28 protein-coding genes and 1 pseudogene are annotated in these 25,835 nt (G+C 58.8%); 14 read left to right on the top strand and 15 right to left on the bottom strand.

Annotation, left to right across the window (positions count from 1 at the left end; genetic code table 11):
• The first annotated feature begins 166 nt into the window (after positions 1 to 166).
• A complete protein-coding gene (locus ACZ5C7_RS21930; RefSeq protein WP_464378378.1) occupies positions 167 to 1,231 on the top strand; it encodes an enolase-like domain-containing protein in 1,065 nt (354 codons plus the stop codon).
• Between the two features lie 68 nt (positions 1,232 to 1,299).
• Here ACZ5C7_RS21930 and ACZ5C7_RS21925 read toward each other — a convergent pair whose 3' ends face one another.
• Positions 1,300 to 1,881 (bottom strand): hypothetical protein, encoded by a 582-nt coding sequence (locus ACZ5C7_RS21925; protein ID WP_464378377.1) that lies wholly within the window; start codon positions 1,879 to 1,881, stop codon positions 1,300 to 1,302.
• Between the two features lie 138 nt (positions 1,882 to 2,019).
• On the opposite strand from ACZ5C7_RS21925, the gene ACZ5C7_RS21920 reads away from it, so the two are divergent.
• Positions 2,020 to 2,394: a translation initiation factor IF-5A gene (locus ACZ5C7_RS21920; RefSeq protein WP_464378376.1), complete on the top strand. Its 375-nt coding sequence runs from the start codon at positions 2,020 to 2,022 to the stop codon at positions 2,392 to 2,394.
• Positions 2,394 to 3,302 (top strand): agmatinase, encoded by a 909-nt coding sequence (gene speB / locus ACZ5C7_RS21915; RefSeq protein ID WP_464378375.1) that lies wholly within the window; start codon positions 2,394 to 2,396, stop codon positions 3,300 to 3,302. Before ACZ5C7_RS21920 ends, speB begins: the two co-directional genes overlap by 1 nt.
• A 173-nt stretch (positions 3,303 to 3,475) precedes the next feature.
• Here the strand turns inward: speB and ACZ5C7_RS21910 are convergent, their stop codons facing one another.
• Positions 3,476 to 4,396, bottom strand: a complete 921-nt coding sequence (locus tag ACZ5C7_RS21910; protein ID WP_464378374.1) for an acetamidase/formamidase family protein — start codon at positions 4,394 to 4,396, stop codon at positions 3,476 to 3,478.
• A 142-nt stretch (positions 4,397 to 4,538) separates the two neighbouring features.
• Here ACZ5C7_RS21910 and ACZ5C7_RS21905 point away from each other — a divergent pair, with 142 nt between their 5' ends.
• The 3 genes from ACZ5C7_RS21905 (at position 4,539) to ACZ5C7_RS21895 (ending at position 7,066) form a co-directional block, all read left to right on the top strand.
• Positions 4,539 to 5,306, top strand: coding sequence for a Nif3-like dinuclear metal center hexameric protein (locus tag ACZ5C7_RS21905; protein ID WP_464378373.1), 768 nt, complete (start codon positions 4,539 to 4,541; stop codon positions 5,304 to 5,306).
• Positions 5,307 to 5,406: 100 nt separating this feature from the next.
• Positions 5,407 to 5,958, top strand: coding sequence for a GNAT family N-acetyltransferase (locus ACZ5C7_RS21900; RefSeq protein WP_464378372.1), 552 nt, complete (start codon positions 5,407 to 5,409; stop codon positions 5,956 to 5,958).
• A gap of 25 nt (positions 5,959 to 5,983) precedes the next feature.
• A complete protein-coding gene (locus ACZ5C7_RS21895) occupies positions 5,984 to 7,066 on the top strand; it encodes a deoxyhypusine synthase (protein ID WP_464378371.1) in 1,083 nt (360 codons plus the stop codon).
• A 57-nt stretch (positions 7,067 to 7,123) separates the two neighbouring features.
• Here the strand turns inward: ACZ5C7_RS21895 and ACZ5C7_RS21890 are convergent, their stop codons facing one another.
• From ACZ5C7_RS21890 to ACZ5C7_RS21865, 6 genes are all read right to left on the bottom strand, one after another.
• Positions 7,124 to 7,336 carry a hypothetical protein gene (locus ACZ5C7_RS21890; protein WP_464378370.1) on the bottom strand — a complete coding sequence of 71 codons (213 nt, stop codon included), beginning with the start codon at positions 7,334 to 7,336 and terminating at the stop codon, positions 7,124 to 7,126.
• Between the two features lie 239 nt (positions 7,337 to 7,575).
• Entirely contained in the window at positions 7,576 to 8,127 is a 552-nt protein-coding gene (locus ACZ5C7_RS21885) for a DUF7342 family protein (RefSeq protein ID WP_464378369.1), read from the bottom strand.
• Positions 8,128 to 8,475: 348 nt separating this feature from the next.
• Positions 8,476 to 8,847 (bottom strand): hypothetical protein, encoded by a 372-nt coding sequence (locus ACZ5C7_RS21880; protein ID WP_464378368.1) that lies wholly within the window; start codon positions 8,845 to 8,847, stop codon positions 8,476 to 8,478.
• Positions 8,848 to 9,025: 178 nt separating this feature from the next.
• Positions 9,026 to 9,238, bottom strand: coding sequence for an antitoxin VapB family protein (locus ACZ5C7_RS21875; protein WP_464378367.1), 213 nt, complete (start codon positions 9,236 to 9,238; stop codon positions 9,026 to 9,028).
• A gap of 250 nt (positions 9,239 to 9,488) precedes the next feature.
• A complete protein-coding gene (locus ACZ5C7_RS21870) occupies positions 9,489 to 10,547 on the bottom strand; it encodes a DUF8008 family protein (RefSeq protein ID WP_464378493.1) in 1,059 nt (352 codons plus the stop codon).
• Complete coding sequence (locus tag ACZ5C7_RS21865) at positions 10,510 to 11,136, bottom strand: hypothetical protein (protein WP_464378366.1); 627 nt, start codon at positions 11,134 to 11,136, stop codon at positions 10,510 to 10,512. Before ACZ5C7_RS21865 ends, ACZ5C7_RS21870 begins: the two co-directional genes overlap by 38 nt.
• Before the next feature lie 223 nt (positions 11,137 to 11,359).
• Here ACZ5C7_RS21865 and ACZ5C7_RS21860 point away from each other — a divergent pair, with 223 nt between their 5' ends.
• From ACZ5C7_RS21860 to ACZ5C7_RS21850, 3 genes are all read left to right on the top strand, one after another.
• Complete coding sequence (locus tag ACZ5C7_RS21860; RefSeq protein WP_464378365.1) at positions 11,360 to 11,620, top strand: transcriptional regulator; 261 nt, start codon at positions 11,360 to 11,362, stop codon at positions 11,618 to 11,620.
• A 174-nt stretch (positions 11,621 to 11,794) separates the two neighbouring features.
• On the top strand, positions 11,795 to 12,055 hold the full coding sequence (locus ACZ5C7_RS21855; protein WP_464378364.1) for a hypothetical protein: 261 nt from the start codon (positions 11,795 to 11,797) through the stop codon (positions 12,053 to 12,055).
• A gap of 41 nt (positions 12,056 to 12,096) precedes the next feature.
• The gene (locus tag ACZ5C7_RS21850) at positions 12,097 to 12,351 is read left to right on the top strand and encodes a transcriptional regulator (RefSeq protein ID WP_464378492.1); all 255 of its coding nucleotides are present in this window, start codon (positions 12,097 to 12,099) and stop codon (positions 12,349 to 12,351) included.
• On the opposite strand, the gene ACZ5C7_RS21845 is transcribed toward ACZ5C7_RS21850, so the two are convergent.
• On the bottom strand, positions 12,326 to 13,600 hold the full coding sequence (locus ACZ5C7_RS21845; RefSeq protein WP_464374780.1) for an IS4 family transposase: 1,275 nt from the start codon (positions 13,598 to 13,600) through the stop codon (positions 12,326 to 12,328). The genes ACZ5C7_RS21850 and ACZ5C7_RS21845 overlap by 26 nt on opposite strands.
• A 287-nt stretch (positions 13,601 to 13,887) precedes the next feature.
• Between ACZ5C7_RS21845 and ACZ5C7_RS21840 the strand changes: the two genes are divergently transcribed.
• Positions 13,888 to 14,109 carry a hypothetical protein gene (locus tag ACZ5C7_RS21840; protein ID WP_464378363.1) on the top strand — a complete coding sequence of 74 codons (222 nt, stop codon included), beginning with the start codon at positions 13,888 to 13,890 and terminating at the stop codon, positions 14,107 to 14,109.
• Positions 14,110 to 14,139: 30 nt separating this feature from the next.
• On the opposite strand, the gene ACZ5C7_RS21835 is transcribed toward ACZ5C7_RS21840, so the two are convergent.
• The gene (locus ACZ5C7_RS21835; RefSeq protein ID WP_464378362.1) at positions 14,140 to 16,140 is read right to left on the bottom strand and encodes an ATP-binding protein; all 2,001 of its coding nucleotides are present in this window, start codon (positions 16,138 to 16,140) and stop codon (positions 14,140 to 14,142) included.
• Between the two features lie 154 nt (positions 16,141 to 16,294).
• The gene (locus tag ACZ5C7_RS21830) at positions 16,295 to 16,942 is read right to left on the bottom strand and encodes a trimeric intracellular cation channel family protein (protein ID WP_464378361.1); all 648 of its coding nucleotides are present in this window, start codon (positions 16,940 to 16,942) and stop codon (positions 16,295 to 16,297) included.
• Between the two features lie 131 nt (positions 16,943 to 17,073).
• On the opposite strand from ACZ5C7_RS21830, the pseudogene ACZ5C7_RS21825 reads away from it, so the two are divergent.
• From ACZ5C7_RS21825 to ACZ5C7_RS21815, 3 genes and pseudogenes are all read left to right on the top strand, one after another.
• A pseudogene (locus ACZ5C7_RS21825) lies at positions 17,074 to 17,391 on the top strand (HVO_A0114 family putative DNA-binding protein); the annotation flags it as partial.
• Positions 17,392 to 17,505: 114 nt separating this feature from the next.
• Positions 17,506 to 20,181: an AAA family ATPase gene (locus tag ACZ5C7_RS21820; RefSeq protein WP_464378360.1), complete on the top strand. Its 2,676-nt coding sequence runs from the start codon at positions 17,506 to 17,508 to the stop codon at positions 20,179 to 20,181.
• Complete coding sequence (locus ACZ5C7_RS21815; protein ID WP_464378359.1) at positions 20,174 to 21,535, top strand: hypothetical protein; 1,362 nt, start codon at positions 20,174 to 20,176, stop codon at positions 21,533 to 21,535. Before ACZ5C7_RS21820 ends, ACZ5C7_RS21815 begins: the two co-directional genes overlap by 8 nt.
• An 11-nt stretch (positions 21,536 to 21,546) precedes the next feature.
• On the opposite strand, the gene ACZ5C7_RS21810 is transcribed toward ACZ5C7_RS21815, so the two are convergent.
• Positions 21,547 to 22,044, bottom strand: coding sequence for a DUF8097 family protein (locus tag ACZ5C7_RS21810; protein WP_464378358.1), 498 nt, complete (start codon positions 22,042 to 22,044; stop codon positions 21,547 to 21,549).
• Positions 22,045 to 22,341: 297 nt separating this feature from the next.
• Here ACZ5C7_RS21810 and ACZ5C7_RS21805 point away from each other — a divergent pair, with 297 nt between their 5' ends.
• The gene (locus ACZ5C7_RS21805; RefSeq protein ID WP_464378357.1) at positions 22,342 to 22,713 is read left to right on the top strand and encodes an ArsR/SmtB family transcription factor; all 372 of its coding nucleotides are present in this window, start codon (positions 22,342 to 22,344) and stop codon (positions 22,711 to 22,713) included.
• A gap of 100 nt (positions 22,714 to 22,813) precedes the next feature.
• Here the strand turns inward: ACZ5C7_RS21805 and ACZ5C7_RS21800 are convergent, their stop codons facing one another.
• The 3 genes from ACZ5C7_RS21800 to ACZ5C7_RS21790 all read right to left on the bottom strand — a co-directional run bounded on the left by ACZ5C7_RS21800 (position 22,814) and on the right by ACZ5C7_RS21790 (position 25,687).
• Positions 22,814 to 23,272 carry a hypothetical protein gene (locus ACZ5C7_RS21800; RefSeq protein ID WP_464378356.1) on the bottom strand — a complete coding sequence of 153 codons (459 nt, stop codon included), beginning with the start codon at positions 23,270 to 23,272 and terminating at the stop codon, positions 22,814 to 22,816.
• A gap of 245 nt (positions 23,273 to 23,517) precedes the next feature.
• Positions 23,518 to 24,033, bottom strand: a complete 516-nt coding sequence (locus ACZ5C7_RS21795) for a DUF8009 family protein (RefSeq protein WP_464378355.1) — start codon at positions 24,031 to 24,033, stop codon at positions 23,518 to 23,520.
• A gap of 247 nt (positions 24,034 to 24,280) precedes the next feature.
• Positions 24,281 to 25,687 (bottom strand): FAD-dependent oxidoreductase, encoded by a 1,407-nt coding sequence (locus tag ACZ5C7_RS21790; protein ID WP_464378354.1) that lies wholly within the window; start codon positions 25,685 to 25,687, stop codon positions 24,281 to 24,283.
• Positions 25,688 to 25,835: the final 148 nt, after the last annotated feature.

Here is a 25,835-nt window from a genome sequence, read left to right as displayed (position 1 = left end):
GCCGGGAGAGAATTACGAACGCCCCTCTGACTCCGTGGCGCGAGAATTTGCCCCTGTAGCGCGAGATTACGACCGGTGGTTCGACAGTCGGTTGGGACTCCGTCCCGACTCGCTCGAGAGGCGATCGGGGTAAACCGATAACTCGCTGGGACCCAACGTAGGGCCTATGGACTACGAACGAATCGCCAACCTTCCGGTCACCATCGAATCAGTTTCGACGAGTCAACTCGAGGCCGATACCACGAGTGACTTCACCCGCGTGACGACGTTGTTCTCGCTATCGGGCCCCGGCGAGGACGGGCAGGTCCGTACGGGCGAGGGCGAAGACGTCACCTACGAAACCGAGGAACACCGCGCGCTGGCCGACGCGGAACTACCCGACCTCTCCGGAGCGTACACGATCGATTCGTTTTCGGCGCGACTCGCCGACGTTGATCTCTTCCCCGCGGGGGCTCCCGACCGCGAGGTGTTTCGAAACTACCGACAGTGGGGCCTCGAGAGCGCCGCGCTCGATCTCGCGCTCCGACAGGCGGAGACGGATCTGGCGAGCGCACTCGAGCGCTCGTTCGATCCGGTTCGGTTCGTCACGAGCACCAGGCTCGGCGATCCGCCGTCGACGGATCGACTCGAGAAACTGCGAGAGCGCGTTCCCGGCGTCGAGTTCAAACTCGACCCGACGCCGGAGTGGGACGATGCGGTCGCCGAAGCCGTCGCAGAGACGGCACCCGTCCGAATTTTGGATTTGAAGGGACAGTACGAGGGAACCGACGTCGACGTACCCGCGGACCCGGCGCTGTATCGGCGCGTGCTCGAGGCGTTCCCCGATGCGGTGATCGAGGACCCCGCGCTGACCGAGGAGACTGAGGGAATCTTCGACGATCCGGACGCGCGCTCTCGCGTCTCCTGGGACGCGCCGATTCACGGCCTCGAGGATGTCGAGGCACTCCCGTGGGAGCCCGACTGGCTCAACATCAAACCCTCCCGGTTCGGATCGCTCGAGTCCGTACTCGAGACGATCGCGTTCTGCGAAGAGCGCGGGATTCGGATGTACGGCGGCGGGCAGTTCGAACTCGGCGTCGGCCGAACCCAACTCCAGACGCTGGCCTCGCTGTTCTACCCCGAGACGCCCAACGACGTCGCACCGCGGGCGTACAACGTCCCCGAAATCGCGGACGATCTGCCGGCGAGCCCGCTCGATATTCCGACCGAGTCGGACGGATTCGGCTGGTGAGTTCGCGCGCCGTCGGCACTCGTAGATGGCATCGTGGGCGTTAGCACTCCGCACACAGTCTCGAGGCCTCAGCATTCATCCCACAGCTTCGGGGTCACAGCACCCTCTCGCTCGTCGTCGCTTTCGACGCCGCGCTTGACATCTCGCCGGAGTTCGAGCGCCCGATACCGGTCTTCCGAAACCAACCGCGTCGCCATCGACGGCGGAACCGATACTTGGCGGCACTCCCCGGAGACAAGCAGGCCGTCGGGACCGAAGGTGAACTGCACGTCGTACTGGCGGACGTGAACGGTTTCGTCCTCGAGAACCGGATGAATCGACTCGAGGACGCTCGCGACGAACTCGAAGAGCAGGTCCAGTCCCGGCGCGTCAGTCGTTCCGAGGTCGATCCGCACGGTCGGGACGTAGATCGGCTTGCCGTCGTTCGCGGTATCGACCGCGGAGAGCTCTCGGATCGTCGGCGGGGTCTCGAGGTGAGAACGGGGTTGGGAGAACTCGGTCTCGAGACGTTCCTCGAGTCGGTGTGTGAGCGGGTTAGTTTCGCCTCCGCTTCCTTGATCGACGTTGTCCGAGCCGTCGCGTAATCGCCAGAGCAGTGTGAGCAGGACTGTTGCGGTGGCGATTGCGACCATCGGTCCGATCACGTCCATGGCTACGGGGTCGATCGGCGTTCGCAAAATCGTTTCGTCGAACAGTCTCCGCGACAGAAATTACTCGCCGTCAGAACCGCTGTCAGGGTGCTCCGCCGATCCAAACGGTTTATGCCGTTCGGTTGATTATCCCGGCGTATGGCGAAAAAGCAGCAAGAGGTTCGCGATCTCCAGGAAGGTAGCTACGTCGTTATCGACGATGTAGCCTGTAACATCAACTCCTACAGTACGGCAAAGCCGGGGAAACACGGCAGCGCGAAGGCCCGTATCGAGGCCGAGGGCGTCTTCGACGGGAAGAAGCGATCGCTCTCCCAGCCCGTCGACGCGAAGATCTGGGTCCCGATCATCGAACGAAAGCAGGGTCAGGTCGTCTCCGTTGACGGCAACGATATGCAGGTGATGGACTTAGAGACGTACGAAACGATCACGATGCGCGTCCCCGAGGATCAGGACGTTTCGCCCGACGAGAACATCGAATACCTCGAGATGGAAGACGAGCGAAAGATCATCTAATGTTCCCCGGGGCGGCCGACTACCGACGAGCCGATACGCGAGGGCGAGAGCCCGAGCCTACCGCGGACTTCGTGGTCGTCGGTGCGCCCCTGGACGCCTCGACGACCTTTCAACCGGGGACCCGCTTCGGTCCCCGACGCATTCGAACGTTTTCAGAAAGTTACGACGATTACGACCGGCGGACCGACCAGCACTTCTCCGAACTGCGCGTCTTCGACGACGGCGACGTTCGCGCTTGGGATGAGGTACCAGAATACCTCGAGTTCCTCGAGGGAACGCTCACGGACGTGGTCTGGGACGACGCCGTCCCACTGTTGCTCGGCGGGGAACACACCGTCTCGCTGGCAGGAGTTCGCGCCGTCGAGCCCGAGGTGTTCGTCTGTCTCGACGCCCACCTCGATCTGCGCGAGGAGTACGACGGGAACGAGCTTTCTCATGCCTGCGTTACCCGACGAATCCTCGAGCGCGTCGACTCGGTCGAGGAAGCGATTATTATCGGAGCTAGAACCGGAAGTGAGGAGGAATGGGAGCGGGCAGAGGCCGAGGACGTGACCATTATTCGACCCGAAGCGCTCGAGCGAACCGGTTCGGCTGATGTCGGTGTCGACGCGTCGTCGACGACCGAAGCGCTTGGGCTGACCCCCGATCTCGAGTCGATGCTCGACGGACGCGACGTCTACTTGAGCGTCGACATCGACGGTGCCGACCCCGCCTACGCGCCGGGGACGGGGACGATGGAGCCGTTCGGCCTCGAGCCGCGGGAGCTCCGATCGGTGGTTCGAGCCGTCGCTCCGTCGGCCAGCGGGTTCGACGTGGTCGAGATCAACGACCGCGACGACGGACAGGCCGCAGCCCTGGGCGGAAAGCTCCTCCGTGAGTTCGTCTTTTCAGCCGCTGACGGTCGATAGTACACAGTACCACACTTTTGAGCGCAGAACCACAACTGCGTTCAGTCACTCGTCTCTCTGAACAGAATTGAGTAGAACACCCTCAGCAACGAGGTATGGTGGGTGAGATCGAAAGGGCCGGGGGCTTTCCGGGACCGTACTGTCGTTTCGAGTCGGTTCGGTGCCTCGCTCCGTTACTCGTGGTCGAACGGATCCGAGAGGTAGTCCTTCGGAATCGCGTTCCGAACCGTCACGAGCGGATCGACGACCTGACTGATCTCGAGGCCGCCGACGAGACTCGAGAGCATGTAGGCCTCAGTCGCGTCGAACTCGTGTTCGGCCGCGAGCAATTCCACGGCGTCCTTGTTCGCGAGCTTGCACGCCTCGAGCATCGACTCCGCGCTGGCGACGGGTTTCCAGGCGTCGGGCGTTTCGATCAGCGGTCGCTCGAGGTCGAACGACGGGTCCTCGATCACCTCGAGCGAGACGTCGATTTCGGTGGCGACCTCCGCGCCGGTGCCACACATCTCCCCGTCGGCCATCGCGATCTTGCAGTCGCCCATCGCGAGCATCGCGCCCGCTTGGAACACGGGGAAGTAGATCGTGTTCCCAGCCGTCACGTCCGTCGTATCCAGGTTTCCGCCGTGATCGTGGGGAACGAGCGTGTCGTAGGCTTCCTCGGCGGGGGCGACGCCGATCGTCCCGATGACGGGATCAACGGGGATCTCGAGTCCATCGAAGGTGATCGCCGATTCAGACTCCTCAAGGGGCGTCATCTTCGATCGCGGGGCCTCGATGTCCTCGTCGTCAGCGAGCAGGCCGAACCCCTCGATCGTGATCACGCGGCCCGCGTCCTCGGCGATTCGGATCTCCTCGATTTCGACGGCGAGGACGTCTCCCGGCGAAGCCGCTTCGACTTCGATCGGCCCCGTCGCGGCGTTGACCTCCTCGGGGATCGACTCGACCACGTCGTCTTCGGACTGGACCGCCCCCTCGAGGCCGTCGAGCGTCTCGATCGTGAGCGACGAGCCGTCAGTGACGCTGTGGCTCGCCTCGAGATCGGGCGTGAAATCGTAGATGACACCGTCAGTCGCAGAAATAGTACGTCGTTCCATACGTCACGATTCGACGCGAGAGAACGTAAATAGCCGACTATCGGAATATCGGACCGGTTTCGGCGTTCGAGAGCTGAGCCGCTGTGGCGCAGTCTCCCGCGAGTGGTACAGATACAAGCCCCGGGAGTTCGAATCGGTCGGTATGGAACTCGCCGAATTCGCATCTCGACTCGACGAGGAGCTTCGACAGGACGCTTACGCAGATCTGGATGCAAGTGCAAACGGACTGCAGGTCGGTCCCGACAAGGGAGAACTCGAGCACGTCGCCTTCGCCGTCGACGGCGTTGCAGAGACGTTCGAGCGGGCGATCGACGCGGGAGCCGACGCGTTGGTCACCCACCACGGGATCTCCTGGGGCGGCTTCGATCGCGTGACGGGCCGGACGTACGACCGCATCGCGGCGCTGATCGAGAACGACCTCGCGCTGTACGTTTCCCACCTCCCGCTGGACGGCCACCAGGAACACGGCAACGCGGCGGGGGTCGCCGACGTGCTCGAACTCGAGAACCGGTCCCCGTTCGGCGAGCTCGGGCCGGAGTACATCGGCCAGCGCGGAACCGCACCCGAGTCCTACACGTTCGACTCGCTGTGTGAGCGCCTCGAGTCCGAACTGGATACGGGTGGGCGAGAGGTTCGCGGCCTCGAGTTCGGCCCCGAGGAAATTTCGGAGATCGGGATCGTGACCGGGAGCGGCACCGACTGGCTCGATGAGGCTGTCGACGCGGACGTCGACGCGCTCGTCACGGGCGAAGGGAAACAGAAGGTCTACCACGAAGCCCAGGAAGCCGGCGTTCACGTCGTGCTGGCTGGCCACTACGCCACCGAAACGTTCGGCGTCCGGTCGTTACAGGAGTTGGTCGAAGGGTGGGGCCTTGAGACGACGTACCTGGACGTTCCGACCGGGCTGTAGTTGTCTCCTGCTATTGGGTCGCTGATCCACCTCTTGGCGAATACCCACAACCAGTGATGTCAACAAAACTGTATTGTGCTTCCGTATCTACATCTCGAGTATGGCTGCGCCATTGTCTCTCAGACGATACCGGCCCGCCGATACCGACCGAATTCTTGAGCTCCACGAGGAAGCCATGCGAGATGTCGGATCATTCGTTGACGGCGCAGCGGATCCTGATCTCGAGGATATCGAGAGCGTATATCTCGATAACGGGGGCGAGTTTCTCGTCGGGAACGTCGACGATCGAATCGTCGCGATGGGTGCATTCCGGTCCGCCGAGGGGTACATAACGGAATTCCTCGAGAATCTTCCCGACTCCACAGCGGAACTCAAACGGATGCGCGTCGATCCGACCCGCCAACGTCGAGGGTACGGCCAACGAGTGTACGACGAACTCGAACGACGAGCGATCGAAGCCGGCTATTCCGATATCGTTCTCGATACGACGCCTATCCAAACCGGTGCACAGCGGTTCTACGAAAGCAATTCGTTCGAAGAGGTACAGCGTAGGCGGGTGGCGTTTTGTGGAGACGAGTTCACGATGATTCTGTACCGGAAATCGCTGTCGGACGAATCGCACTCGTCCTCGAGGAACGAACCGCGGCGTTGAACACCCTCGAACCCCATCCGCGAGTATGACCGACGAGCACGAGAGCGATCACGAGCACGAGGCCGAAAGCGGGAACGACAACGCGGATTCGGACCAACACGCCCACGGTTCGGACGACGGCCGAGAAACGTTCTCCCACGACCCGATCGGCCACGCCGAGGCTCGAGCCGGGATGACCGTCGGCGAGTTGGCCGACGAGTACGGCAACGCGGGCGTCGGTGCGGCGGACCTTCACGAGGCCGTCTCGATAACCGAGGCGATGTTCGACGACGACGTAACCGTCTTCTTCGGCCTCGCAGGTGCGATGGTCCCGACGGGAATGCGCCGGATCGTCGCCGACCTGATCCGAGACGGCTACATCGACGCACTCGTGACCACGGGAGCGAACCTGACCCACGACAGCATCGAGGCCATCGGCGGGAAACACCACCACGGCTGCGTCACGGCCGAGGGGAAAACCGAGCGCGAGCACGACGAAACGCTGCGCGACGAGGGCGTCGACCGGATCTACAACGTCTACCTTCCCCAGGAGTTCTTCGCGACGTTCGAGTCCCACCTGCGCGAGGAGGTGTTCCCGACGCTCGAGGACGAGGGCGTCGTCCCCATCGAACGGCTCACCGAAGCGCTCGGCCGAGCGAATTCGGAGGTGAACGAGCAGGAGGATATCGCGGAGGGCCCCGGAATCGCCGCGGCGGCTTTCGAGAACGACGTGCCGATCTACTGCCCCGCAGTTCAAGACTCCGTGTTGGGGTTGCAGGCGTGGATGTACTCCCAGACGAGCGACTTCTCGCTCGACGCGCTCGCCGACATGACCGCGTTGACCGACATCGCCTACGACGCCGAGGAAGCCGGCGCGTTCGTCGTCGGCGGCGGCGTCCCGAAGAACTTCACCCTCCAGACGATGCTGGTGACGCCGGGCGCGTACGACTACGGCGTCCAGCTAACCATGGACCCAAAACAGACCGGCGGACTCTCGGGTGCGACCCTCGAGGAAGCCCGCTCGTGGGGCAAACTCGAGAAAGACGCGCAAAACGTATCTGTCTATGGTGACGCGACGATCTCCCTACCGCTGGTTATCGCGGCCGCCCGAGAGCGACTCGAGAACTAAGCGCTCCAGTTACGGTCGCTTACAAAAACGTATTGCCAAGTAATTTTGTTGAGAGGGTTACTGTTCGCACGTCCGCTCGAGTTGTTCTGGGAGACGCTCGAGACACGTTTCGAGAAAGCTCACGGGAGCTTCGACCGTTATGTCCGCTGGTTCGTGAACCGTTTCACCGTCTGTCTCGAGTTGGAAATGCGCCGTTCCGAGGTCCTGATGATCGTCGTCTTTGTGCCAGCCCAGGTTCACTGCATCGTCGGCCCAATGAACACGTTGCACGTCGGTTCCTTCTTGAGGACGCCAGAGAATCTCAACTTTACCTTCCTGACGCGGAAAAGATTCTCCAAGGAACATCTCCACGTGGACATCGGCGACGACGGTTCGCGGTCGAAGCCGTGAAGGCCGATATCGAATTTTTGTAAATCCTGGTACGTTCTCGAGTCGCTCTTTGCACCGACGGAGACCTTCGCGCCGGGTGAATCCGCGACCACCCGCGAGTAACAACACCATTCGCGGAATTATCCTTCCTGCGGAAGTCGTGTGGACGATCCGTCTGTGACCGAATCCACGTCTAACGTCGTCAGGGAGCCCTTGAGGCTGATCGCGAGTTGAATAGCCTCTCGACTCTCCACGTTGTATTCCCACTCTTCGACGGCCTCGAGTCGTTCACGTCGCTCGTCGCCGGATAAGTCTTCGCGACCGACGCTCTGGCGGAGCTCCGAAATTGATTCGACATCGTAGTTGGCTTTCCACGAATCAATTTCGTCACCGATCGCGTCGAGCTCTCGAGTCAGTTCGTCGAGCGTGTGTTCTTCGGCGAGCTGACGGACTTCGCGGAGGAACTGCGTAACACCATCCGGCCTGTAGCCGTCGCCGTTGTTCGTCTCGACGACCTCGAGGTCACCGCGGTCGACCATTCGAGTGAGGTATTTTACGGCCGTATCTCGAGAGACGTTTGCCTCGGTGGCGATCCAGCCGGCGTTTCGTGGTGCCGTTCGCGTTAGCGCGACGTGTCGAACCCGTTCCGACGCGTCCACGTCATCAGCCCACTTCGGTTCTTTCTCGGTCATTGTTCGTCTGTTCTCCTCGAGAGTACTAATATATTCGCATGCGTACGATTTATTTAGCGCTGGCCGAAAGCGACTCGAGGAGTGAAAACTGAATTATCCCGGGCTCGTTCTGTCTCGACTCGAGAGTTGTATTGCGAGAAATCGTGGGTTTTGCTGTCTCTCTCACGAACAATATCCGCACAGCCAAGATGATACTTTGAAGTTTGATACTCTCGAGTATCATTATCCGAAGTACGATACTTTGTAGTACGATACGCTACCGCACGTTAGGACATCAACAGTACACTCCAATTAGCGGAAGAGCGCCGACTCTTCATCTTTTCGAGCTCTCTTCGTTCGTCTCCGGCACTATCCGCCGGACTCTGACTCTTCGGGATTTGCATCCTGCACCTCGACGATCACGGCCTGCTCGAGGTGTTCTATGTCCCCTCCTGTACGGATCTGAAGCGTTCGTCCCGGAAGGTCGGGATCGTCTTCGTCGGTCGGCTGCTCCGGAACGGAGACGGCGGTCGCCGCCGTAATCGTAACGTCGCGGCGTTGGATCGGATCGCCCTCGTGCTCGATGGTCTCCCAGGTTGCGACGTCGAACTCGTCGACGTCTTCGCCGAAGTACTCCTCCGAATCCCGCTCGATGGAGTCCGCCGTCTGGGATTCTCCGGTCGTCCTGTTGTCGTCGAACTGGACCTCCTCGTGTTTGTACTGTTGGAGATGGACGAGCATGGACGTTACCATCGCTCACAGTGACTAAAGCGTGTGACCGGCCAATGCAAGAGGGGGTGTCAGTGTAGCGATCGAGAAGCGATCGAAAGCCGATGCTTCCAACCTGATGCACGAGTCGATACGTTTGCAGCATATCGGCCGAGCGGAAAGTGAGCACAAAAACTGCTGTCGAACGCTTTCATGACTGCGGTTCGAATTCGCTGTCCCTTTCTTGTTTGACTTCACGAACCGACTCGTCGATCATCGTGTCACTCCACGCCCCAAAGCCGGCGAGCGGATCGTCGTGCTGTAGCTCGCGTTCGATAACGGCCTCGAAGTTCTCGTCGCCTCGCTTGCGAGACCGTAGCTTCCGCCAGGTCTCTTCGGACACCCGAATGACTTTATCGCCCATGACACAATGCTGTATACTCTCCATCCGGTTTGTTCTTTCTCTATAGACAATCGGCGTCTACAGACCGTCCCGGAAGGGTGGCCCTCGAGCACGACCGACGGCGACCGAGTGAGGGTAGACATCCCTGTAGCCGTCCGTTCGAACGGTCCTCTCTTGGTCGCAGTCGTGGCCCTTTTGCAGCGTTCCTCGAGGATTTCCTCGAGACGAACCACGTGTCGCTCGGTCTCGAGGCGTACTCGGTTCCCCGTGGTCACTCCGTGCCGGTGACGGCAGCTGTCTCCGGGGCGTCGGCGCTCGAGTCGGGTGTATCCTCCGTCGCGCCTCGAGTACCACCGCTAGCTCCATCCCCCATCCCGCCGCTTCGCTCGCCCGGGATCTCGGCGTCGACCGTGAGCAGGACCCGACGTTCGGTGTACTCGAGGCCGTTCTTTCGCTGGCGTTTCTTCCGCACCGCGAGGCGGTTCTTCGAGAGCTCGAGCAGGGCGTCGATGGTTCTCGAGACGAGTTTCTTCGCGTAGGAATCGGAGACGCCCGCTTCCTGCCTGCGGATCCAGTGTTTCAGATCGGAGGCCGTGACGTACTCACGGACGCCCTTGCAGCCAGTTCGCCAGGGATTATCGCCGACGGCAGGGTCGACTCGAGCCTTCCAGAGTTCGGCCGCGAGCCTCGAGGGGAGCGTACTCGTCGTCGAGCGACGCATCGGCTCGTCCATGCGGGCGAGTTGCTGAATCGGGAGCAGGTCGGCGTGGGCCAGCGACACGTTCCCGCCGCGCTCGAGGGGATCCTCGGAGTCTGGCAGTCGGTAGTAGGTCCGGTCGTCGTCTTTGCGGATCTTCTCGAGGTGGTCGCCGGCGATCTCGAGTTCCCGCGGGGAAACGGTCGTCTCGAGCAGATGGGCTCCTTTCTCGAGTTCCCGCGCCTGGAGTTCGGCGATGCGGTCTTTGTTCGCTCCGGAGCGGTTGATCGCGGCGGTGGTTCGGTTCTCGAGACGGGTGGTCGCTCGCTCGAGGTGGTCCGTTTCGTCCTCGAGCGTGGTCGTATCGTCCTCGAGTTGTGTGGTCTTGTGTTCGAGTTCCTGAACCCGTTCGCTGAGGGATTCGTTTTCGGCCTCGAGCCGTTGGTTCTGGGACTCGAGCTGTGCGCTCTCGGATTCGAGTCGTTCGTTATCGGATTCGAGGTCGGCGACGCGGTCGGTGAGTTCGCCGACTCGGGTTTGGAGCGTCTCGAGCGCTCGAGCGAGATCCTGCGTCTCGAGTTGGTTGGAGGGAGCGCTAGTCATCTCGGTCGCCTCGTTCGTGGAGGTCTTCATCTTCGAGGGTGGCGTCGGCAGGTTCGCCGTGGCTGTCGGCACTGGGTTCGTCCTCGGACGTGGTCTCCCGGTCGGAATCCGGCTCGCTCGAATCAGTGACGTCTGCTCGTCTCGAGTCGTCTGCTCGTTCCGGGTTTTCGTTTTCACGTCTCCATCGATCGTAGGCGCCCGGATCGGGGCCGAGAACGGTCGTCACGCCGCCCCCGCGTTCGACGAGCATGGGCACGTCGTCGGCGCTGTCGCTCGAGTCGTCACCGTTCGTCGCGGGCTCGTCGTTCGTCTTGGAATCTCCCGCCGCGGACTCCTCGCCCGCTTCGGAATCGGGCTCGCGGAGCAGTCGGTGCGCCCACTCGGCTTCCGCCCGGATTTCGCGGACGTGGCGCGTGGCTTCGGTAGTTGCTGAGTCCGGGTAGTCGGCCTCAAGTTGCTCGAGGAGGATTTCGGCTTGTCTGTCGATCAACTCGAGGCGGTCGAAGGCGCTCGGCTGGGTGGAGCCGCCGTCGGTGCGAAGGGCTCGAGTCCCGGCGTTCGTCGTCGATGCGTGCGGTCGGTCGGGGCTTTCAAGACCCCGTGAATCGTCGTCGTACATGGCTTCCGTACTGTCTTACGGGAGCTGTCGCGGCTGGTGCGCAGACACCAGCTGCTTTCTACTCGGGAGCGCTGGTCGCTCCAGTGTAAATTCCCGTCTACTAACAGGTAGTGCATAATGCCTGATAAACTTTGATGCCTATTCGTAACATAAGAGATCCGAATTAATATCTCAATTCAGATGGACCGATAGTCGTAAGAATCTGTTTTGCTACTCATAGACAATGCGTCAACCCGGCGAGTGGATGCAATTACCTACTGATGAACGGATCCTCGAGATCCTCGAGTCAGGACTGATTCTCTCGCCACAAGTGATCGCGAAGAACATCGACAAGTCACGTGTACACGTCAATCGTCGACTTACAGTTCTCGTCGAGTATGGATTCGTTGTGAGAGTCGAACGAGGATATTACGAAATTGCTGAGGATGGGATGCAGTATCTCGAGGGGAATCTTGATGCCGATTCGCTCGAAGCAAACGAATAAATCCTACCTGATTTCTACCGAAAAGCGCACTGTGAGTCTTCGGCAAACCCATGCTTTCACCCTCTCAGAAAAGAGCGCAAGCATCTTCTCAAACTCGAGTGAGCGTTTATATACCATCACATAGCTACGCGGTATGTATGAACAAGGTCTCTACCATAGAACGGTATCTCTACTATGCGAGAACGTGCTGACTGGATGGTCCCAACCGACGACGCTATCCTAGAATACGTGCGGGATGCAGGCGAAGTTCCACCAGCAGTTATCGGACGCAACATCGACTCCCATCCGAATTATGCTGGACAACGTAGCCGACTCCTCGCCGAGCACGGCTTGCTCGATCGCGAAAGCGATGGCTACTATTCGCTTACTGAACGTGGACGCCGATATTTGGATGAGGACCTCGAATCCGGGGAGCTAGACGTTGATCACGAGTAACAACTGAATCGACAGCGGTGAACGATCACATCTTCAAATCTATGAGACGACCTGGAAACTGGATGCAATTGCCGACTGACGAGCGGATCCTGGAGGTCCTTCATTCGTCGGGTCTAATTCTGTCCCCTGCTGTTATCGGAAAGAATATTGACAAAAGCCGAGAACAGGTGAATCGACGCCTTTCTGTTCTCGTCGAGTATGGACTCGTTGTCAGGATTGAGCGCGGTTATTACGAAATCGATGAAGATGGTATGCGGTATTCGTCTTTAGCTAAGACTCACACCTCGGTTGCGTAGCGGTAGCGAGCGTCTCTTGTAACACTGGGCGTTGCTGGTGGATCTTCTGTGCGTCGTCGATCAGTCGGTCGAGCAGCGGTGGCGGCGAATAGCCGAGATATTCGCCAAGTTCGTGGAGGATGAGCTGGGCGTGCGACCGGAAGGTCGCCGCCCAGCGTTCCGGCGGAAACACGATCTCATCGTCCGCCTGTTCGGTGACCAGATCGAGCAATTCACGACTCACGAGCAGTGACAACAACGCTGCGTACAGCAGAATTTCGACAATATGCTTCTTTGTCGTGTCGAACTCGTCCAGTTCGTACTGCGTCTTCAACTCACGGAATAGCAACTCCACCTCCCACCGACACCGATAGACCGTCCCTAGATCCGACGGCAGGAACTCTTCTCTCGGGAGATTCGTGATGTACAGGTGGTAGTCGTCGGCGTCCTCTTTGCGGACGCCGACGACGCGAAACCGCTTCGTATCGCGTGACTGCGTTCCTCCGTACGGTCTTCGGTCGAACTCGGCTTCGACTTCCACGTCGATGTACTCGCGGTGCAGATCATCCACAACATCGTGGATCTGCTCACCTTCCAAGGGAATGGCGCGGCCGCGCCATTCCCGTAATTCCTCCGTTACGACCGGATTTGCGCTCTCTTTCAGCCGACTCACGAAGTAGCCGTCGTTCTCATCGATCAACGCGAAGCGGCGGTACTTGAAGTAGGCTCGGTCGAACAGAACGAGCCGATCTTCGAGCCACGATCCTGTGTTAAACAACGTGCTGTCGTGCGTTTTCTCGTCAGTCACGTCGAGACGTTCTATCGTCTGCTCAGTGGCATTGTGGAGCAGGTGGAGCTTCGCTCCAGCCTGCTCCTCCTTGCGAGCTTCGTACTCATCGGCAAGGAACTCGTGCAACCGCAGGACGGTTCCATCAGCGATCATCACGTCCCTGAATCGGTCGATATCGGCGTCAACAGTGTCAGGGACAGCGACCTCGTCGAGGCCACGCTCGACGAGGTCGCGGAAGTACTCTGCGAGAGACGGCGTCAACCGGTGATAGAAGCCGCCGGGAGAGATCGTCTCGTCGCCTGTCGAGTTGTAGCTGCGTCTGAAGCCAGCGAGTGTTCGGCTTTCGCCTGCGGCGAAGCCGAACACGAATGCCCAGACGAAGGCGGGAATCTGGAGCTTGCGGTCACGTTCGACCACGCCGAGTTCCTCGGCGTGCTCTTCGAGGAACTCGGAGGGAAACAATGTAGTGAGCCGACGCATAATCCGAGATGAGGAGGCTTCGTTGTGCACACTCGTCGCCTCCTCATTCCTCTCGAAAAGATGCCTCGATAAGCCGCCGCTGTCACGTGGTTTCTCGCTTAGCTAAAGACGGATATGGTATGCGGTATCTCGAGGGGAATCTCGATGCGGATTCGCTCGAGGAAGGTGAATGAGGGTATCCAGTCCTGTTGAAACTATTTTGGACACGTATTCTCGTGGAATTTTTGTAACTACAGGTGCAACGTAACAGGCAAAGAACTATTGTGGCATATATAAAACATTACAACATGGATACAGATAACCCGAACTCAGGAAAACTCCCCAGTTTTTCTGTTCGTCTCTTCGTACTTTGTGTATTCCTCCTAATTGCCTCAAGAGCAGCTATGGGGGGTTTATTTGAGTTTATTTCTAGCGGAAACTGGCTGGCTGGTATCTTGGGTGTCATACTCGCAATTCTTATCGCATATGGACTTTATACTATAGCTGTTGACTCTCCTAGCGAGGAATAAAACTCCGAACCACTGGTATGTGATTCACCTTTACGTATCGGCAGCCGGAAGCGTAAACGAGAACGTCGATCCCTCGTCCAGTTCGGATTCGACCCAAATCTCTCCGCTGTGGCGCTCGATAATCCGTTCGCAGAGTGCAAGACCGATTCCAGTACCGTTACCATCGCTACGACTGTGGCCTCGCTGGAACACCTCGAAGATCTGCTCCTGTTCTTCTCGGTCGATCCCGATTCCCTCGTCCTCAATGGAGACGATCCAATCTGTATCGTTTTGCTCTGCGGTTACGTGAACCGTCGACTGGTCGTCGCTATACTCGATGGCGTTGTCGAGCAGGTTCTGGAATACCTGCCGCAACTGGTCAGGGTCGCCTTGAACATGCGGAAGCGGCTCTGCTTCGATCGTCGTGTCGTTCTCCTCGATGGTCACCTGTAGGTTCTTGCGTGCATCCTCAAGAATGTCTTCCAAGTCGACCAGCTCTAATGGGTCGCCCTGTATTTCGACGCGGGAGTACTGGAGAAGCCCGTCGATCATCGACTGCATCCGCTCGGCCCCGTCCACGGCGAACTCGATGAACTCTTCACCCTCCTCATCAAGTTCGTAGCGGCTATCGATGAGTTGGAGGTACGACGAGATCATCCGCAACGGCTCTCGCAGGTCGTGTGAGGCAGCATAGGCGAACTGTTCGAGTCGTTCGTTCGATTCTTCGAGCTCAGCAACCAGTTGTTCTAATCGTTGCTCTTGTGCTTTTCGCTCGGTGATATCGGCAACTACACCGTGTAACCGGACTGGTTCGCCATCATCGTATTCGACCTCTCCTTGAGCTTCGACCCAAGTGATGTCACCGGTCGCATCCTTGATTCGGTACTCGGTCCAGAGTTCGCCCGTCTCCTCAACGGCTTGTTCGAGTTCCTCCCACGTCTGCTTCGTGTCGTCGTCGTGGATCGGTTCGTAGAAGTCTTCCATGGGGGTATCCCCCGGGTCCATCGCATACATCTCCAGGAGAGACTCGTCCGCAGTAACAACGTCATCTTGGATATCCCACGTCCAGATCCCGATTGACGCGGCATCGGTCGTTACATCCAGTTGTGCCTTCTGTTCCCTCAATTGGCGTTCCTTTTCTGTGCGCTCGATTGCCTCCGCGAGGATGTTGGCGACACTTTGGACGAAGTTAACGTCATCCTCGGTGAACTCTTGCTGGTCGGTATCGTGTGTCCCTAAAATTCCCCATGGCTCAGCGAACGGTCCAATGATAGTGGTGATGCCGCTGTGGACATCGTGGTTTGTCAGCAATTCTGTCCCGCTAAACCGTGTCTCCGTTTCGAAGTCTTTGACAACGATCGGATGGTTATTAGCTAGCGTATACGCTGCCTGTGAGTTCGCTTCGACGGACGAGACTGTCGTCTCTCCTACGATCCCGTCTTTCCAACCGACGCCTTGGCGGAGTAGCAGTTCCTCGTTCTCAACGTCGAGATCGAGCACTTCGCAGTAGTCATTGTCGAGTGCATCCACGACCTTGTGGGCCACTTCATGCATGAGGGCGTCGAGGTCATCGGTTTCGAGCGCAAATTGACCGAGCTTTGCCACCGTCTCTTGCTGGCTGGTTCGCCGCTTGAGTTGCCGAGTTTGCGTCTTGGCTCGACCATCGTAGACACCGACACCGAGACCGCCGACACTACCCAGTACCGTGAGAATTGGAATCCCGGTCACTGGTTCAGAAATACCACCTTCGGGTTGGAGCTGAAATAAGATGAGCAGACCCGCCATTGTCCCGAATCCGACGAGACACCATCCAGCGATGTCAGCGTGGAACTCGGTGTTGATATCGCTCCGCGGGAGCCAGTATGCGCCATAAAGGAGAAGGAAGCCGGGCACGGCGACCGACAGGATTATGATAAAGATACTACTGACCGGTTCACCGATATCGAGCCCAATGAATACCCATACTGAGGCAAATACGACGTAGATCGCCCCAAGAGCGGCGATAATACGTCTCCCTCCGATTGTAGACACGCGGCGTCGCCAAGATACCATTGTACTGTTTGTGAAGTAGGAGAATAAAGCACTGTTGGAACTCAGAACCCCGCTCTTGACAGCTATCGGTGAGGACGATTGCTACTCCGTTATCTACTCGACCTGTACTGATCGCTGACTGTATTGAGTGACCAACGGATGATAGGCACATCTCTTAATAGTCCAAGTTCTGTACTGTCGGAAGGCTCCAATTGTAACTAACCGCAGCGAGCCGAGTCACCACGGTCAGTATCGCACAGACCACAGCAGCAGTACTTTCGGCACCGCCTACCGACCCAACGAGCCAGTACGCGCTTCCGCCGAGGACTGCACAACTCGCGTAGAAATCCTCGAAGAGGATGAACGGAGAGCGGTCGAGAAGGATATCTGCAAACGCACCGCCACCGACGGCGTTGATCGTCGCAATAGCAACGATACCAAACGCCGAAACGCCCGCTTCAGTTGCGACGATCGCACCGGTTGTCGTAAAGGCGGCGAGCCCGATAGCGTCGGAGACCAGCGTGATCGGGTGTCTTTCCGGCGACGACAGAACGACGCTCAACGCGATCGCTAAGCCAACTCCGAGGAGCCCCAGACTGATTTCGATCGGTGACTGGAGCGCTAACGGTACTCGCGTCACGAGGAGATCGCGTGTTGCTCCACCAGCAAACGCCATTGCCAACCCGACGATGGCGATTCCGAACAAGTCGAACTCCTCGTGGATCGCCTTCGACGACCCGACGAGTGCGAACGCAACTAAACCGACCGTGTTCATAACGGCGAACGGATCGACGAACAGTATTGCGAGGGCGTCCTGACTCACTGCTCTCGCCTATGAGTGAGAGTCTCTTGAGTGCTCCGTCTCAGCACCCTCTCCTGCTCGAGCCAATTGGACGAGACATGCGCGGTAACTGCAACCTGTACTGATTTGCTGGTCGTATTCGGGAGCGCGACGAACTCGAGGACGCACAACCGGTCTTGAATTTCGGCTCGTACGCGGAACTCAGCCGACTCCTCAGTCCGAGGATCCTCGAGTTACTCGAGACGATCGCCGAACACGAACCCGAGAGTATCCGAGAAGCCGCTGCCCTCGTCGACCGAGACTACAAACAGGTCCACCGGAACCGCTCCGAACTCGAGGATCTCGGAGTCCTCGAGTTCGACGGCGGGGGATCCGGGCAGGCGAAGACGCCGACGCTCGCGTACGACGGCATCGAGATCGACATCCCGTTCGCGGATTCGAATGGCGGTGTCGACGCTGCTGCGCCCTGAATAGTTCGTCGGTCTGTGTATTCAGTGCCTCTCTCGAGTTTCTCTTGGCCCGTGGACATGACCAACCTCCGTTTGTGACAGGTTTTATAGGCTGATACTGTCTGCTTCTCACCAATGAAGATGGGAGCAGATGGGGACGACGTGATCGGGGAGGACACGGATTCAAGCACGGACGATCCGACCGTATATCAGGTTCCCGTGAAAACTGGCGACGGGCCGATCCGCACGAACTTTGATCGAACCGTCATCGAAGGCGTTTCTCGAGACCGATTGGAAGACCTCTGTGATATCCCGCTTGACCGCGAGACGCTCTCTGTCTGGGGAAATACGGCCGACGAGTCCGCGGATGAAGGCGATTTCCTCCTATTCGCTGATCGCGATGGTCGTCGTGGCGGAGAGTATACGCTGTTGGCACGGATCGCTCACGCGACCGTTCTCGACGACGACACCGCTTCGAAATTCACCCAGCGAGTGGGCTGGGGAGATGGATCGGATAAATCGTATCAGCACGTGATGTTCCTCGCCCCCATCTACGAGACGACGCTCGACCGCGGGCAATTCTGGGAGACGATCGGGTTCAAAGGCTGGCCGAACGATACCTACAGTCGAATCAATTTCGAACGAGGCGGCTCGAGCTTTTTCGACGAGTACGATTCTATCAGCGCGTTTATCGACCAGATTACGGGACAGCCACTCTCTCGAACGGATAGCAACAACGATTACGACGGCCTCGAGGCGGCGAGAGACGACGTTCGGCGACGACTCACCGACTCGTCGACGGAAACGGAGTGGCTCACCGAACGGTTCGGGGAAGCGCTCGTCGCCGATTGGACGACTGCTCTCGATGGTTTCCGTCCGTCCGACGATGTTTCGGCGGACACCGCCGCCCAGTTCGACCAACTTCGGGACATCTACGAGCGCCTCGAACCGGAACTCGAGCGAACGGCCCGTGAACTCGGTATCGGATCGCTCGGCGCGTTTTCGCCCGCCAAGACGCTCTTCTTGTGTTGGGTTCGAATTGTTCAAAAGCGGCTCAACCTTTCCGGCGGTGTGCTCAGTCAGCCGCGGCTCAATAGTATCCTCCACGACTCCTATACCATCGAGACGGAGACGCCTACTGACGAGTCACGAACGATAGCCGAAATCGACCATTCAGTGGTCGAACACATCCAGTCGTCGACGCCCGCGGTCTACAAATTCACCGCACCGCCGGACTTCTGGATAACCGCCCTCGAGAACAACTCCGTTTGCTTCGAGAGCACCGATCGGGGGGAGTGGGAGGGACTCTCGGAGAGTGACGTCGTACTTTTTCACTCACGTTCACAACCCTCCGACAATTCGCTCAGCGAGCAACCAGCGGGGCTCATCGGTGTCGGAATTCTCGGCCGGATGTCCGAAAAGTCAGAGCCGTGGTGGCGTAACGAACACGAAAACGGAGAATCATACCCGCTCGTCGCGACCTTCGACCGCCTATTTTTCAACGGGCGATTCGAGGAGGTCGACACCTCTCGGTCGATTACCGAAAAGACGTCAACCGAAATCGACCGAGAGTGCGACGCACTCACCGCGAACGGTCTCCCAATTGCCGACGCCAACGAAATCTGTGACGAAGTGTCTGATCGAGAGTTTCCGGTTCAATCTCGGTTCGCGAGACTCCGGTCCACCAGCGAATCAATCGATTACGAGCGGACAATGGCCCTTCTCGAGGCTATGGTTGACGACCTTCGAGAAGCGTCGTCAGTCAACGTCTCCAACCCGTATCAAGGACCGCTCCCGTCCGATATTCTCGAGGGTCTTTATTTCCCCGACGACGGTGGTGAGCAGATCGTCGAGCAAATTTCGACGGCGCTCGAGGCGGACAAACACGTTCTGTTGACTGGACCACCCGGGACCGGAAAGACGGAAATCGCTCGCCAGGTCTGTTCACATCTCGCCGAGACGGCCCCGCACCTGTATTCGGGCTTCGAGACGACCACGGCGACCGCTGATTGGTCGACGTTTGACACAGTAGGCGGCTATATGCCGAACGAGTCGGGTAGCGACGGGGACAATCTTTCGTTCAAGCCAGGGATCGTTCTCAATCGCCTCAAGCGGACACGAACGGAATCTCAAGCCAACGAGTTGCTGATAATCGACGAACTGAACCGGGCCGATATTGACAAAGCGTTCGGCCAGCTTTTCACGTTGCTTTCGGGTCAATCGGTTCAGCTTCCGTACACCAGAGACGGTCACGAAGTCGAGATTACGACGACGAACGACCATTCGGGACTGGTTGCAGACTATCAGTACCTCGTTCCGAATTCGTGGCGCATCTTCGCGACGATGAACACCTACGACAAAACCTCGCTCTACGAGATGAGCTACGCGTTCATGCGTCGGTTTGCGTTTATTCGCGTTCCCGCACCCGAACTCCCCGACGCTCGTGCGGCGGAAGAACATCTCGAGAGGATCGTCCACAACTACGCGGATGCGTGGGGACTCGATCTCGATCGCGATGTTGCGATCGCGGTCGGCCGCGTATGGCGGGAGACGAACAACGCGGTCGATGAACGCTCCATCGGCCCAGCGATCATCGAAGACGTCCTTCGGTACGTAACGTACCATCCCAAAGAAGAACTTGAGTACCACCTCACCCAGGCGGTCGTTAGCTACATTCTTCCCCAGTTAGAGGGCGTTCCAAAACGTCGAAGAATCGTTGGAGAGATTGCAGCCGTTGGAGAAATCGACGACTCGTTACTCGAGAAAGCGGCCCGAGACATGTTACAGGTGACCATCGCCGAGAATGAATAGAGAGCAACTCCTCGATCAGCTCACTGAAGACGTGTTTGCTCACGTGATGCAAGGATCGTTTCCCGAGCGCGAGTTAGCACAATCGATCAAACCGGAGCAACTCGACGAGCGGTTCGAAGAATACGAACTGCTGCTCGATCTTCACTTTATTCTCAAGTCTGATGTCGTCGACTTCGTTCGAGAACTTCCTACCCATTTGCGGAGTGTACGGACCGAAACGCGGACGACCACACGAACGCGTCGTGGAACCGTCGACGGACGAATCAACTGGGGAGAGACGATCAAAACGCGGCACACAGAACACCCTCGAGATTCGTCGATATTCGTCTGCGAGAACCGATCGGAGGATTACGATATACCGGAAAATATCGTTCTCAAGCGGTTGATCTCCGTCGTTCACACGACCATTCGCAAAGCCGAAGAATACCTTCGGGGAGAGTACGAATGGGTCCGTGAAACGTGGACGGGGAACGAAAACTTAATCGACGAGTTACAGCACATCGTCGAGCGAAACGTCCACGTTCGCCGGATTCGCGAACCCGATACTTACGAACCGACCGAGCGGATGCTGACGACGGCGGCGGATTCGCGCCACGGTGTCTATCGCCAGGCTGCATCGCTTCTTCGATCGCGTGAACGGCTGGTTCGGGGCGAAGCCGACGAAATTCGTGAACTCCTCGAGGAAACGGCGATCGCGCCAGACGACCAGAACACGCTCTTCGAATTGTTCGTTCTGTTCCGATTCGTCTCCACGCTCGAGCGATTGCGCGAGACACAACCGGAGTTCAAAACGATCGCAACTGGCCGACAGGAAGTAGCGCGTTTCGAGGACGACAAGGAGATTGTTCTCTATCACGACAATTCTGGATCCGATCGAAAGCTGTCGTTCGTGGCGGTTCCCGACGAGGAACAGAAAAACCTCTCACGAACCGATGAAGTACAACTCACGGCACAGGAAATTGCGAGTGACTATTTCGATCGTGACTTTCGAAATCAGACGGGTCGCCCTGATGTTATCGTCCTCGAGATCATCTCACCGGAAGACGACCAACACGAATACCTGATCGTGGAAGTCAAAAACAGCACCAACGTCGATACAATCCGTCGGGGAATCAAAGAAACGCTGGAGTATCTCGCATTCCTCCGAGTCAACGAAGAATTCGTTTTCGGCCGTGAGGAGACAACGAGCGACTACTTCGGATCAGGGTGGAACGGTTTATTAGTCGTTCAAGATATCGAAGACCCCACAGCCTCTTTCAAGGAACAGACCGAAAACCCCGTTACGATCCTGCAAGCATCGGAGTTGGAAGCTGAACTCGAAGGGATCCTGCGCAAGGTTTTATCCGATCAGTAATCTTCAGGATTTCACTCCCCAGGCGGTTCGTTGAGAAGTCCGTACTTCAAGCGGTAGACGACCGCTCCCGCACAGCTTCCGATACCGAAGCTGTGGGATGCGCGTTCGTCGTAGCGCGCCAGAAGGAGGCCGGAAAGCATCTCGAGCATTCCGAATCCGATCCGTCGGACTCGAGACCGCCGAATCGACCACACGTCGTGATCGGAGAGATGTCGATAGCCGACTGCGGAAGCGAACCCGCACAGAAACCACGGGAGCGAGACGGGGTCGTCGGGGGCTCCCTCTGCGACTCCCGCCACAAATGCGTTTGCTGGCCGCTGGCGGTCGGAATCTCGAGCCGGCGCGCTCGAGTCCGACGCTTGAACCGCCGTGTCGGTCGCCTCGGGAGTCTGACTGTCTCCGATCCGGTCGTCATTCCGACGGCGTTCCATCAGGGGAATAATCGATATCGCGAGAGCGAACAGGCTCACGAGTAACTCGAGGAGTGCGCGAGTTCGACGGGAGAGCATCGGGTGATGGTGACGTGTGAATCGTCTAATACGTTTCGACGATCCGCTCCGAAGGGTCTGACAGTTCGGACGGCGAGGGTCTCGGATGCGGCGGTACCTCGCGTTTCGGTGCGGTTGATTGCCCGCTCGAAACGGCTGTCAGTTTGACTGAATCCATATACCCAATCTCCGTCTGACTGGATCCATACCCGAACTCAGTCGCGTATCGAGAGGTGCGTTCTGGTTCCCCGACCGAGGTTTGGCGTCCGCCAAAATCCCGGAGGGCTTTATCAACTCACCCGCGGCACTCGAGAGCACATGCACCGACCATCGCTCCGCGGCGAACCCGCGGCGGATCAGGGTATCGAACTGACGGAGGCAATCGAGTTGTTGGCCGACGACCACGCCCGGGAGATTCTCCAGTCGCTCGACGAGACGAACCGCTCTGTCGCCGAGGTCGTCGACCGTTGTGACATCTCTCGAGTGACCGCCTATCGACGATTGAACCGGCTCGAGGACGCCGGGCTCGTCACCGCCGAAATTCGCCCCGTCGCCGACGGGAACCACCGTAAGGTGTACGCCAACGCACTGGACACGCTGACGCTTTCGGTGTGTGCGGACGGATTCGAGGGGGCGGTCGAAACCGCCCGAGGGCCACCTGCCGATCGGTCGAAAGACAACGGGAGGTGACGACTGAGACTGCGAAACCGCTCGGTTCGACATCCGTGGCACGTCCCAACGAACGGCCAGGCAAACACCAACAACTCGAGGACTACGTCCCAACGAACGGCTAGGCGAACACCAACAGCCCGAGAAAGACCAGCGGGAGCAAGGCCAGCACCGCGAACACGTGTCGCCAAGTCCCGATCGGCGGTTCTCGAGGGGCCCCGTACTGTTGTTCTCGCTCGTAGGCGACCCACGCGCCGGTCACAGCCGACACGACCCCGACGGGAACGATCGCAAACGTGACGAAACTCCAACCGACCTGCATCGCGAACACCCAAAGCCCGGCAAACAGTCCCAGTAGTTCGCCGCCGAGCAACGCTCCGGTCGCGATATTTCGCCACTCGGCGAGTAGTATCGTTCCGCCGATGAGAACAACAGACCAGGCAACGACCCCGATTCCGGCAATTGCCGGAAACGACTCCGGGAGATGGCTGCCAAGCGCTGCGTAGAGGATCCCGATCGTGACGAGTAGTCCGAAGACGAACGCCTCGACCAGCATAAAGAGATCCGGTCTGTCTTTCATGCGTTAGTGTCAGCTTGATCGGTTATGAACGTGTTGGATCGCCATACTTACGGAGAATCGAGGAGAAAGCCTCGCGTTTCAGCGGGGGAGGATGTCAAGCTTCCTGTTGTCTCACCCTCTCGAACCTCGGTCATCTCTCCACCCGTCTCTCTCGGTAACGCCCCGTTCGATACCCTCGAGCGGTCGAAAGCCACTGAATTCGAATCCCGCTTCGTGGCCTCGACAACAAATTGTCCGGAGCCGTATCACTCGTCCGACGCGGCGTACCGGGCGTTCGTCCAGATTTCGTCGGCATCCCTGTGATCGAAGTAGATCCGGACGCTGGTGATCAGCGAGTCTCGCACCTGACTCTCCCACTCCTCGAGCGCCGCTTCGTGCTCCTCCTCGAGAACGCCCTCGTCGAGTTCGTCGCCGTGAGCTGTCGTCGCTCGCTCGCGGACCGCTTCGCGCGTCGGAACCGTGAGGTGAGTTTCGTTCGGGTGAACGCCGGCTTCGTTTCGGACGAACGTCGCCGGATCGAGGTGGATCGGTTCCGGCTCCCTGTCCGGCGGATACCGCTTTGGTCCCTCCTGTACGTACGGCTCCGCCTGCACTTCTCCCTCGAACGGCGGCGTGAGTCGAAGGACGTGCGTTCGAAGCTCCTCCTCCTCGTGGTTTCGTGTGAACGCTTCGATGATCTCCTCGGGATCGGCGACGACCGTCTCAATATCCGCCGCCGGGTGGGTTCTCAGCGCCCGGTCGGTAGTCTGATTCTCTCGCATGTTTCGTCTACTGATGGTGCGCTCATTTAACGCTGGTGTGAGGTGAGCGGGACCGGTATCCGAGTGGTACGGTGCTTGGACGATAGAGGGAACCTGAGAACAGAAATTGTCGATGAGCTAGTCAGCGGTGAGTACGGTTCCGATTTTGGCTTGCCACGTCGCCACTCGAGCGATCGTGAGTGGATCACCGTCGGTCGATCAGCTCCGACGTCCGAGCGGCTGCGGTAAACCCCGTCGATCGAACCGATCAGTCGTCGTCGTCGGCGGTCGCAACCGCATCGGCGCGCGCTTCGGGTGCTGCGTCCGTTTCGGGTTCGTCGAGACGCGGGAAGTTCTCGATCGTTTCCTCGCGGAGCGCGGCCTCGTCGAACTCGTACTCGCCGTCGAGGAACTCGAGCACCCGTTCGGTGTCTTGGACGGCGTTTTTCAGGCACGTCGACGCGCCCGGCGAGGGGGTGATGTTGAAGACGATGTCGTCGCCGACGATTTTCGCCTCGCCCATGTCCAGGGACTTGTTCTTCGTGTCGACGATCTGGGGCCGAACGCCGCCGTACCCCTTCGCGCGTTCGATATCCTCGAGATCGGCGCTCGGGACGACCTTCTGGACGTGCGGAAGGAACTGTCGCGGTCCGACTTCGGGCAGATCGTAGACGAGGTTTCGAAGCACGTACGGAAGCAAGACGCGGTCCGAGAGGATGTTGGCGTAGCTGAGAAACGCCGCCGCGTTCAGCCCGAACACGTCGAGAAAGTCCTTCACGGTCGAGACGCGACCGCGCTCGAGCGTCGGCACGAGTTTCGCGGTCGGTCCGAATCGGGTGATGCTATCGTCGTGGACGTCCGCGTCGCCGTGGACCGCGGCGAAGGGCAACTTCTTCATCTGCAGGGTGTAGACCTTCCCGTTCAGGAAGTCGTCTGCGAGGAAGAAGCTCCCTGCGATGGGGAGCAACACCTTGTCCTCGCCGTAGCCGAGTTCCTTTGCGATCTGGAGACTGTGTGATCCCGCTGCAACGACGGAAGCCTCACAGTCGAATCGACCGTTGTCCGTCTCGATCGTATACCCGTCGAGCGTCGGGGTGATATCCGTGACCTTCGTCCCGGTGTAGACATCCACGTTCGCTTCTTCTTCGGCCGCTTCGACGAAGGATTTGGTCGTCTCGCCGTAGTCGACGACGTAGCCGTCCGGCGTCTGGAGCGCGAGCATCTCCGTCGACGGATCGCGGCCCTCGACGACATTCGGCTCGATCTCGGCGATCTCCTCGCGGTCGATCGCGCGCAGTTTCGGGAAGAGCTCGCCGAACCCTTCCTCGTCGTAGCGGGACTCGAGTTGCTCGACCTCGTCCTCGCCGACGGCCAGCACCATCTTCGAGCGCTTCGAGTGCATCTCGCGGTCCGGGTCGTGCTCCTCGAGGTAGCCCGCGAGCAGTTCCGCGCCCTCCTTGACGTCTTCTGCCTTTTCGAGCGTGTAGTTCGTCTCGATATCTCCGAAGTGGAGCGTCTGGGAGTTGTTCGTGACGTGTGAGTTGATCGCGGCGATCTCGGGCTCTTTCTCGATCAGTGCGATGGAATCGATGTCGGTGAACTTCGCTGTCGTGTACAGCAGTGATGCACCACTGATACCGCCGCCCACGATAACGAGGTCGTATTTGCCAGACATGGTTTTGGGAGTAGCTAGTTTCGTGGCCGCACTCCACACGGATAACTCATATTCTTTCAACCGGGATTTCGTCGATCGACGAACCAGCTATCGACAGAGAGTATGTTCGATTCAGAAAATCGATTATTAGTCTCCGTTTGGGAATAAA

This window comes from Halostagnicola alkaliphila (genome assembly GCF_055379965.1).
This window is presented reverse-complemented; position numbering and strand designations above follow the sequence as displayed.

What these genes read in the sequence shown, in the direction of transcription:
- ACZ5C7_RS21930 (WP_464378378.1), top strand. Translation starts at nt 167, where the DNA reads ATGGACTACGAACGAATCGCCAACCTTCCGGTCACCATCGAATCAGTT.
- ACZ5C7_RS21925 (WP_464378377.1), bottom strand. Translation starts at nt 1,881, where the DNA reads ATGGACGTGATCGGACCGATGGTCGCAATCGCCACCGCAACAGTCCTG.
- ACZ5C7_RS21920 (WP_464378376.1), top strand. Translation starts at nt 2,020, where the DNA reads ATGGCGAAAAAGCAGCAAGAGGTTCGCGATCTCCAGGAAGGTAGCTAC.
- speB (WP_464378375.1), top strand. Translation starts at nt 2,394, where the DNA reads ATGTTCCCCGGGGCGGCCGACTACCGACGAGCCGATACGCGAGGGCGA.
- ACZ5C7_RS21910 (WP_464378374.1), bottom strand. Translation starts at nt 4,396, where the DNA reads ATGGAACGACGTACTATTTCTGCGACTGACGGTGTCATCTACGATTTC.
- ACZ5C7_RS21905 (WP_464378373.1), top strand. Translation starts at nt 4,539, where the DNA reads ATGGAACTCGCCGAATTCGCATCTCGACTCGACGAGGAGCTTCGACAG.
- ACZ5C7_RS21900 (WP_464378372.1), top strand. Translation starts at nt 5,407, where the DNA reads ATGGCTGCGCCATTGTCTCTCAGACGATACCGGCCCGCCGATACCGAC.
- ACZ5C7_RS21895 (WP_464378371.1), top strand. Translation starts at nt 5,984, where the DNA reads ATGACCGACGAGCACGAGAGCGATCACGAGCACGAGGCCGAAAGCGGG.
- ACZ5C7_RS21885 (WP_464378369.1), bottom strand. Translation starts at nt 8,127, where the DNA reads ATGACCGAGAAAGAACCGAAGTGGGCTGATGACGTGGACGCGTCGGAA.
- ACZ5C7_RS21880 (WP_464378368.1), bottom strand. Translation starts at nt 8,847, where the DNA reads ATGCTCGTCCATCTCCAACAGTACAAACACGAGGAGGTCCAGTTCGAC.
- ACZ5C7_RS21875 (WP_464378367.1), bottom strand. Translation starts at nt 9,238, where the DNA reads ATGGGCGATAAAGTCATTCGGGTGTCCGAAGAGACCTGGCGGAAGCTA.
- ACZ5C7_RS21870 (WP_464378493.1), bottom strand. Translation starts at nt 10,547, where the DNA reads ATGAAGACCTCCACGAACGAGGCGACCGAGATGACTAGCGCTCCCTCC.
- ACZ5C7_RS21865 (WP_464378366.1), bottom strand. Translation starts at nt 11,136, where the DNA reads ATGTACGACGACGATTCACGGGGTCTTGAAAGCCCCGACCGACCGCAC.
- ACZ5C7_RS21860 (WP_464378365.1), top strand. Translation starts at nt 11,360, where the DNA reads ATGCGTCAACCCGGCGAGTGGATGCAATTACCTACTGATGAACGGATC.
- ACZ5C7_RS21855 (WP_464378364.1), top strand. Translation starts at nt 11,795, where the DNA reads ATGCGAGAACGTGCTGACTGGATGGTCCCAACCGACGACGCTATCCTA.
- ACZ5C7_RS21850 (WP_464378492.1), top strand. Translation starts at nt 12,097, where the DNA reads ATGAGACGACCTGGAAACTGGATGCAATTGCCGACTGACGAGCGGATC.
- ACZ5C7_RS21845 (WP_464374780.1), bottom strand. Translation starts at nt 13,600, where the DNA reads ATGCGTCGGCTCACTACATTGTTTCCCTCCGAGTTCCTCGAAGAGCAC.
- ACZ5C7_RS21840 (WP_464378363.1), top strand. Translation starts at nt 13,888, where the DNA reads ATGGATACAGATAACCCGAACTCAGGAAAACTCCCCAGTTTTTCTGTT.
- ACZ5C7_RS21835 (WP_464378362.1), bottom strand. Translation starts at nt 16,140, where the DNA reads ATGGTATCTTGGCGACGCCGCGTGTCTACAATCGGAGGGAGACGTATT.
- ACZ5C7_RS21820 (WP_464378360.1), top strand. Translation starts at nt 17,506, where the DNA reads ATGAAGATGGGAGCAGATGGGGACGACGTGATCGGGGAGGACACGGAT.
- ACZ5C7_RS21815 (WP_464378359.1), top strand. Translation starts at nt 20,174, where the DNA reads ATGAATAGAGAGCAACTCCTCGATCAGCTCACTGAAGACGTGTTTGCT.
- ACZ5C7_RS21810 (WP_464378358.1), bottom strand. Translation starts at nt 22,044, where the DNA reads ATGCTCTCCCGTCGAACTCGCGCACTCCTCGAGTTACTCGTGAGCCTG.
- ACZ5C7_RS21805 (WP_464378357.1), top strand. Translation starts at nt 22,342, where the DNA reads ATGCACCGACCATCGCTCCGCGGCGAACCCGCGGCGGATCAGGGTATC.
- ACZ5C7_RS21800 (WP_464378356.1), bottom strand. Translation starts at nt 23,272, where the DNA reads ATGAAAGACAGACCGGATCTCTTTATGCTGGTCGAGGCGTTCGTCTTC.
- ACZ5C7_RS21795 (WP_464378355.1), bottom strand. Translation starts at nt 24,033, where the DNA reads ATGCGAGAGAATCAGACTACCGACCGGGCGCTGAGAACCCACCCGGCG.
- ACZ5C7_RS21790 (WP_464378354.1), bottom strand. Translation starts at nt 25,687, where the DNA reads ATGTCTGGCAAATACGACCTCGTTATCGTGGGCGGCGGTATCAGTGGT.